This window comes from Armatimonas sp., from assembly GCF_043760365.1.
Classification (GTDB): domain Bacteria; phylum Armatimonadota; class Armatimonadia; order Armatimonadales; family Armatimonadaceae; genus Armatimonas.
Map to the genome: position 1 here is coordinate 1 of NZ_JAYUPA010000009.1, position 6,990 is coordinate 6,990.

8 protein-coding genes are annotated in these 6,990 nt (G+C 60.8%); 6 read left to right on the top strand and 2 right to left on the bottom strand.

The genetic code is table 11. The features are described from left to right. Positions 1–679, bottom strand: a 679-nt coding sequence (locus ACH2EH_RS00240) for a heavy metal response regulator transcription factor (RefSeq protein WP_395137658.1), incomplete at its 3' end; no start/stop codon positions are given. An 85-nt stretch (positions 680–764) separates the two neighbouring features. On the opposite strand from ACH2EH_RS00240, the gene ACH2EH_RS00245 reads away from it, so the two are divergent. The 3 genes from ACH2EH_RS00245 to ACH2EH_RS00255 are packed head-to-tail and all read left to right on the top strand — an operon-like array spanning position 765 to position 3,437. After that, complete coding sequence (locus tag ACH2EH_RS00245) at positions 765–1,337, top strand: hypothetical protein (protein ID WP_395137660.1); 573 nt, start codon at positions 765–767, stop codon at positions 1,335–1,337. Beyond that, complete coding sequence (locus ACH2EH_RS00250) at positions 1,334–2,488, top strand: glycoside hydrolase family 2 TIM barrel-domain containing protein (protein WP_395137662.1); 1,155 nt, start codon at positions 1,334–1,336, stop codon at positions 2,486–2,488. Before ACH2EH_RS00245 ends, ACH2EH_RS00250 begins: the two co-directional genes overlap by 4 nt. A 10-nt stretch (positions 2,489–2,498) precedes the next feature. Further along, complete coding sequence (locus tag ACH2EH_RS00255; protein ID WP_395137664.1) at positions 2,499–3,437, top strand: CapA family protein; 939 nt, start codon at positions 2,499–2,501, stop codon at positions 3,435–3,437. 10 nt (positions 3,438–3,447) lie between these two features. Here ACH2EH_RS00255 and ACH2EH_RS00260 read toward each other — a convergent pair whose 3' ends face one another. After that, positions 3,448–3,996 carry a hypothetical protein gene (locus ACH2EH_RS00260; RefSeq protein ID WP_395137666.1) on the bottom strand — a complete coding sequence of 183 codons (549 nt, stop codon included), beginning with the start codon at positions 3,994–3,996 and terminating at the stop codon, positions 3,448–3,450. 108 nt (positions 3,997–4,104) lie between these two features. Here ACH2EH_RS00260 and ACH2EH_RS00265 point away from each other — a divergent pair, with 108 nt between their 5' ends. From ACH2EH_RS00265 to ACH2EH_RS00275, 3 genes are read left to right on the top strand one after another with little or no spacing between them, the layout of a single operon-like run. Continuing rightward, positions 4,105–5,574: a hypothetical protein gene (locus ACH2EH_RS00265; protein WP_395137668.1), complete on the top strand. Its 1,470-nt coding sequence runs from the start codon at positions 4,105–4,107 to the stop codon at positions 5,572–5,574. Positions 5,575–5,583: 9 nt separating this feature from the next. Beyond that, complete coding sequence (locus tag ACH2EH_RS00270; RefSeq protein ID WP_309695193.1) at positions 5,584–6,213, top strand: hemolysin III family protein; 630 nt, start codon at positions 5,584–5,586, stop codon at positions 6,211–6,213. A gap of 31 nt (positions 6,214–6,244) precedes the next feature. Beyond that, the gene (locus ACH2EH_RS00275) at positions 6,245–6,823 is read left to right on the top strand and encodes an ankyrin repeat domain-containing protein (protein WP_395137670.1); all 579 of its coding nucleotides are present in this window, start codon (positions 6,245–6,247) and stop codon (positions 6,821–6,823) included. The last annotated feature ends 167 nt before the right edge of the window (positions 6,824–6,990 follow it).

A 6,990-nucleotide genomic window follows, 5' to 3' on the forward strand; every position in this document is an offset into this window, starting at 1 on the left:
CATCCCGCACTTCCAGGACATACCCCACCCCGCGTACCGTGTGGAGCAGGGAAACATTAAAGGGCTCGTCTACCTTGGCGCGAAGACGGCGCACTGCGACATCCACCGCATTGGTTCCCGTATCGAATGTCACTCCCCAGACCTGCGCGGCCAGAAGCGCGCGCGGCAGTACCTCACCCGTGTGCCGTGCCAGTAGCGCCAGCAGAGCGAACTCTTTCGGGGACAGATCAAGCGTCATACCGCCCCGTGTGGCGCGTTGCGCGAGCAGATCTATCGCAAGGTCACCAATGGTCAGCGTAGTAGACATTGACGGAGATGGAACGCGGCGCAGGAGTGTTCGGATGCGAGCGACGAGCTCGGTGAAGGCGAAGGGCTTTGCCAGGTAGTCATCCGCTCCCAGCTCCAGTCCCTTAACCCGGTCGGTGACACCGTCTCGCGCCGTGAGCATCAGGATAGGCACCACTACTCCGACGCGGCGCAGCTCCTTAAGCACCGACCAGCCATCTCGCTCGGGAAGCATGACATCAAGCAAGATCAGATCGTAGGCTCCCGTGAAGGCGAGACGAAGGCCCTGCTCTCCGTCCTGGGCATGATCGAGCGAGAAGCCGCGCTCGGTCAGCCCTTGCTGAAGGTACGCTGCTGTCTTGGGCTCGTCTTCGATTAGGAGAAGGTGAAACATACAGGGACATGATACCGAAACTCTCTTGCTCTAGTGATACTGAGACTGCTATGCTTAACAATACCCAGAGGGGTATACTTCCCCCATGTCAACCATTGTCGTGGTGCGCAAGGGCGCTCAGGTGGCAATCGCAGCCGATACGCTCACCAAATGGGGCAGCCAAAAAGAGAGCGCGGCCTATGTTGCCAATCATCAAAAAGTGATGGCCGTGGGTAGGGGGTTTGTCGCCTACTGTGGGCCGTCGAGTGCGCGCCACATGCTCAAGAACTACTTTGGGAGCCTCAAGACCCCGCCCAAGTTCACTGACCCGGAAGACATCTTCGCCACCTGGCTGCTGCTACACCATGCGTGCAAAGAGCGCTATTTTCTCAATCCCAACGAGGACACCTCGGACTCGGTGGAGTCCACGCGCTTCGATAGCCTGATCGCCAGCCCCCACGGAATCTTTGGGGTCGGCTCCCACCGGCTGGTGCAGGAGTTCACGCGCTTCTACGCCTACGGCAGTGGGATGGAGTACGCCATGGGTGCGCTCTGGGCACTCTACGACGACCCTGCGCTGGATGCCCAGGCGCTTGCGATAAAGGCCATCGAAGCCGCCGCCGAGTTCAACGACGCCACCGGTCTGCCGGTGATCTGCCACACAGTGAGGCTAGTATGAAAACAAGCATAGAGAAAACAACGACAGGCTGGCGACTACTACGCGGAGACAAGCCCTATTTCGTCCGGGGCGCGGGCGGTGCGCACTACCTGGAGGAGCTCGTGGCGGCAGGGGGGAACTCCCTGCGAACCTGGGGCGCCGACGAAGCCGGGGGAATGCTGGACAAGTGCCAGCGCCTCGGCCTGACCACCACGCTCGGAATCTGGCTAGGCCACAAAGAACACAGCTTCCGCTACACCGACCCTAAAGCCGTCGCCGGGCAGTTTGAGGCGATCTGCGGCCATGTCGCCCGCTACAAAGACCACCCGGCGCTGCTCTGCTGGGCGCTAGGCAATGAGATGGAAAATGGCCTCGACGACGCCGAGACGGAGGCGATGTGGAAGCATGTCGAGCAAGCGGCACAGTATGTCCACAAGACCGACCCGAACCACCCAACGATGACCGTGGTGGCGGAGATTAGTGACAAAAAGCTGGCGCAGCTCAAGACACTGGCACCATCGGTTGACATTCTTGGGGTCAATGCCTACGGCGGCGCGGCGAGCCTGCCCGAGCGTCTCAAAAAAGCGGGCTGGACAAAACCCTATATCCTCACCGAGTTCGGGCCGCTGGGGCCATGGGAGGTGAGCAAGACGGAGTGGGGCGCGGCGCGTGAGGCCACGAGCACGGAGAAAGGCAAGCGCTACGCCGAAACCTATGCAAAAGGAGTCGCCGGACAGCCAAGCTGCCTGGGGAGCTATGTCTTCCTCTGGGACGACAAGCTGGAGGCAACTCCAACCTGGTTTGGGATGTTTCTGCCCAAAACCGGCGAGAAGCTAGCCGCCGTTGATGCACTCACGCAAGCCTGGACCGGCAAGCCCGTGGCAAAACCCTGCCCTGAGCTGCTGAGCCTGAGTAGCGCCGCTGAGGGTAAGAGTGTCGCACCGGGCTCGATGCTTTCTGCCACGCTCACGCTGCGGGCTTCGGGGCCGGTGCGGGTGCGCTGGGAGCTGCGCCGGGAGAACAACACCTGGCTCACCGAGCTTCCCGGCGCAGTGGGTAAGCCGTTCACCCTGCCCGCCCCCACGGAGCCTGGTGCCTACCGGCTCTTTGTCTATGTCCGTGATAGCGGCGGCGGCGCGGCGACGGCCAACTTTGCGTTTCAAGTGAAGTAGGGAAAAACACATGCCTCTGACAATTGCTGCTGTGGGAGATATTATGCTCGGAAGCGACTGGCCGTCGCCCAAGCTGCCCCGCAAGAATATTCTGCTGCCCGCAGCTGCGCTTCTTAAAGCCGCGGATATCGCTTTTGGGAACTTGGAAGGCCCGCTCTGCGACGGTGGCACGGTGACACCCGGCAAGGCCAACGCTGTGCACAGCTACGCCTTTCGCACCCCGACCAAGTACGGCAAGTGGCTGCAAGAGGCGGGATTTGACGTGCTCTCGGTGGCGAACAACCACGCTAGCGACTTTCAGGGCACGGGCCGCACGCAGACGCTCCGGACGCTAGAGCGTCTGCAAATCGCGGCGGCGGGTGCCAGCGGCGCAGCCACTCTGGTGAAGGGCGTTGCGTTTCTGGGATTTGCGACCAACTCGGTCTCGCCCAATCTCAACGCAATCGCGGCGGCGCAGGCACTTGTTCGCCAAGCAAAAAAGACCAGCGCACGGGTGGTGGTCTCGTTTCACGGCGGTGCCGAGGGCGCAGGGCACCAGCACGTCCCCCGTGGCGGTGAGTCGTTCTACGGCGAGTCACGCGGCGATCTACGAAGATTTGCGCATGCTGTGATTGATGCGGGAGCCTGCCTTGTGATCGGGCACGGTCCCCATGTGCTACGGGGTCTGGAGATCTACAAGGGGCACCTTATCGCCTACTCCCTGGGGAACTTCGCCACCTACGGACGCATGAGCCTGAGGGGGCCGGGCGGCGTGACCTGTGTTTTAAGTGCCACGCTTGATGAGGGCGGAAAATTTGTGCAAGGACGCATTCACCCGATGGTGCAGACTGCGCCCGGTGGCCCACAGCCCGATCCGACAAAACAGGCGATTAAGCTAGTAAAGGCACTCTCCCAGGCAGACTTTGGCAAGAGTGCCCCGCGAATCGCCCCCGATGGGCAGTTTACTTAGAACGGGCGATTCACTTAGGTGCTGTTTTCTCGACGCCCTCGCTGAAGCCTTTGACAAAACCGCCCAGCGCCTCGCCAAAAGCCCGACCTGTTTTCTCAGCGCTTTTGAGGCCTTTTGTTAGCTCTCCGACAGCCGCACCAAAGAACTCGCCTACCATGCGCTCCGGGTGCTCAAAATCGAGTGTCAGCTCTGGCCCACTCTCCGCCTGAAAGCGTAGCGCCCAGACACGCCACTCTTTTTCCTCACGTCGTAGGAGAACCTTGCCCGCAGTGGGTGTGGGATCACCACTCGTCAGCGTGACAGGCACTTCGGCAGTGTCGTCTTTTACAAGTGGCTCGCCCAGAGTGAAGCCCGTGCTGCTGGGTTTAATGTCCTTAAGCATAGTCGCAAGATTCGGTCGCGCCGCGAGTGTGGCAACGGACTGTGCCTTATCCACATCGCCCTGGTTCATCGCCGCAAGAAATGTCCGAGCGGACTCACGCGCACGGGATGTGTCACTGGCACAGCCACAAGAGAGGCAGCAAATAAGAGCTGCTGTAGGTAGGAGAAGTACACGCATAGCAAAAAACCTCCGCCGTATCGGACACGAAGCCTCATAAAAGGTTGCAGTGGGGTACAAATAGGGAACTTAGCAGCGCATAATTACGGTATACTTAAGGATATTGTTATGCGACCTGTCATTCCTCTCTCTCTTGTTTTAACCGCTGCAACCGCAGGTGGTGTCTTCGTCCATAAAACTCAGGCGGCTCAGCAGCAGCCCCTCTTTACCGAGGTGGAGCGCAAAGCGCTGGTGGCGTACTGGAACGCACCGGGGCGCTACTCCGTGGAGGTTGCGCCCGTTGCTCCTGGCAAGCCAGGTCCGTGGGCCGTGCGCCTCACCCCCGAAGGCTCAAGCTGGTTTTTAACCTACCAGCGTGCCGTGCTCGGCGGCAAGAAGATTCCCCCCAGCCAGACAGCCAAGGGCGGCGTGGCGGAGTGGGAGAGCTGGATAGACTCCAAGATCGCCTGGGACAAGTTCCAGGCACAGAAGCTCGCGGATGCCGCCAATGGCACCAATACGGTCGCCGTGGCCTCGGCGGGACCGTCGCCGATGCCAAAACCACAGGCGACGCCATCGTATCCAGGCCCAGCACCCGCCGCCCTCCTCGCCGCCGCCGGGAACCCGCCCGCCGCATTTCACAGCGCGATCACGCCGATGCAGTACACGATCCGCTTCGACGACAACGACGAGCCCTACATCTACCGAGACAATGTACGCTTCGACAAAGACCGCTTCGCCTACTATAGGTTTGCCAAGGGCGTGGTCTCCTACGGCAAGCGCGTCAAAGACATCCCGGAGACAGAGCTTGCAATTCTCTTCAATGAGGCGGGCTTCTCCCCTTGTGAGCGCAAGTGCTTCGCTCAGGTCAGCGCCCTCGAAGGCGGCTTTGAGACCACCCAGACCTACGACACGGGCTACGTCTCCGTGGGCTTTATCCAGTTCGTCACGATGGCCGATGGCAGTGGTGAGCAGGATATCTGCAAGGCGCTGGCCCTAGAGAAAAAAGAGAACCCGGCGGCGTTTCAGCAGGACTTCCGCCAGTTTGGCCTCGATATCCAGACCGACCGCACTCTCACCGTCGTGGATCCGGCAACGGGCGCGGAGCTCTCGGGCAAGGATGCGGTCACGAAGATCATCGAAGACAAACGCCTCACCGCGATCTGGCAGCGCGCGGGCCGTCGCAGCGCCGCCTACCGCGTGGCGCAGATCAAGCAGGCCAAGGCATCGTACTGGCCTGAGAACGATCCGATCAGCATTCCCCTCCCCGATGGCACCAAGCTCACCGGAACCATCAGCGATGTGGTCAAGAGCGAGGCGGGCCTGGCGACACTACTGGACCGTAAGATCAACACCGGAAACATTCGGCCTTTTGCGGACATCGTCGCCAAGGTGATGGCCGACAACAAGCTCAAGACCCTCGCGGAAGCCACGAAGTACGAGAAACCGATTGTAGCGGAGCTGACCTACCGCCGCAGCTTTTTAGAGGAGCCGACACTCGGTCAGCCGCCTGCGCCGCCCTCGTCTAAACCGACCCAGACCGCCCATGCGAGCCGCTTCGATCTTTTTGGCTGGCTAAGGGACCTGCTGCGCCGGTAAAATGAAACCATGAAGCTCAAAGATCCGTTCTCCGGACTCTCGCATGGCATCGGTGCCTTGCTCGGTGTGGCGGCACTCGTCTTGCTGCTGGTCTGGTCACGCGGCGAGCCATGGCGCGCGACGGCGTTCTCGATCTACGGCGCGACCCTGATCCTGCTCTTTACGGGCAGTGCGCTCTATCACAGCCTGCGCGTCTCGGAGAAGGTTGAGAGCATTCTCTACGGCCTAGACCGCACGGGGATCTACTTGCTCATCGCGGGTACCTACACCCCGCTCTGTCTCTTGCCACTGCGTGGCGGCTGGGGCTGGACGCTCTTTGGGATCATCTGGGGCCTGGCCGTTATTGGGATTGTCGTAGACTGGGCCCTGAAACAGCGCGTCCCGCACTGGCTTCAAGCGCTTTTGTTTATTCTCATGGGGTGGGTCTTTCTTATCGCCATCGTCCCTATCGTCAAAACACTTTCACTAACTGCTCTCTTCTGGCTAGGACTGGGCGGTCTGATCTACAGTATCGGCGGAGCGATCTGTGTCAAGCACCCCAACCCCAAGCCAGGCCGCGCTTTCCACTACCACGATCTGTGGCACGTGATGGTACTGGCCGCCAGCGCCTGCCACTTTGTCTTCATGAGCCTGCTCTAATACCTTCTTTTATTGGGGGTAGAATGTCACCATGACGGAATCTGAGTTTATAGTGGCAGCGACAAAGGGTGATGAAGCGGCGGCCCGTGAGGCGCTCATCGCCAACCCCGCGCTTGCCAGCGCCTCCACTCCAGACGGCCTGCCGGTCTCACTGCTGGCGCTCTACCACGGGCGAAAGGCGCTGGCGGCGGCGATTGGGGAAGCCCGGCGAGAGACGCTCTCGATCTTTGAAGCGGCGGCGCTGGGCCGAATTCGCGATGTCTCCGTACTGCTGCACCTGCACCGGGATCGGGCGCTGGAAGTCTCCCACGATGGCTTCACGGCGCTGCACCTTGCGGCGTTCTTTGGGCACCACTACTGCGCCAAGCTGCTGCTGGAAGAGCACGCCAACCCCAACGCGGTAAGCAAAAATGCGATGCGCGTGACGCCGCTCCACTCCGCCGTGGCGGATAAGCCCGAGTCCGTGGTCGCGCCTCTGGTGGCGCTCTTGCTCAATGCAAAAGCCAATCCCAATACCGAGCAGGCCGATGGCTTCACGCCGCTCAGGGCAGCCCAGCAAAACGGACACACGCAAGTGGAGAAGCTCCTGCGGGCTAAGGGCGCGGTCTGAGATGCAAGGCAAGGGTACCACGATTATTGAAGTCAGCAGCGAGGAGCTAAAACTGGTTCTGACACTCCCGGAAAAGTTCGACATCGCGCAAGCCTGGCCGCTACGCACCGAAGGATCGGATCCGAAGACACTGGTGCTGACTGCCGCACCGAAGTACCAGGAAAAGG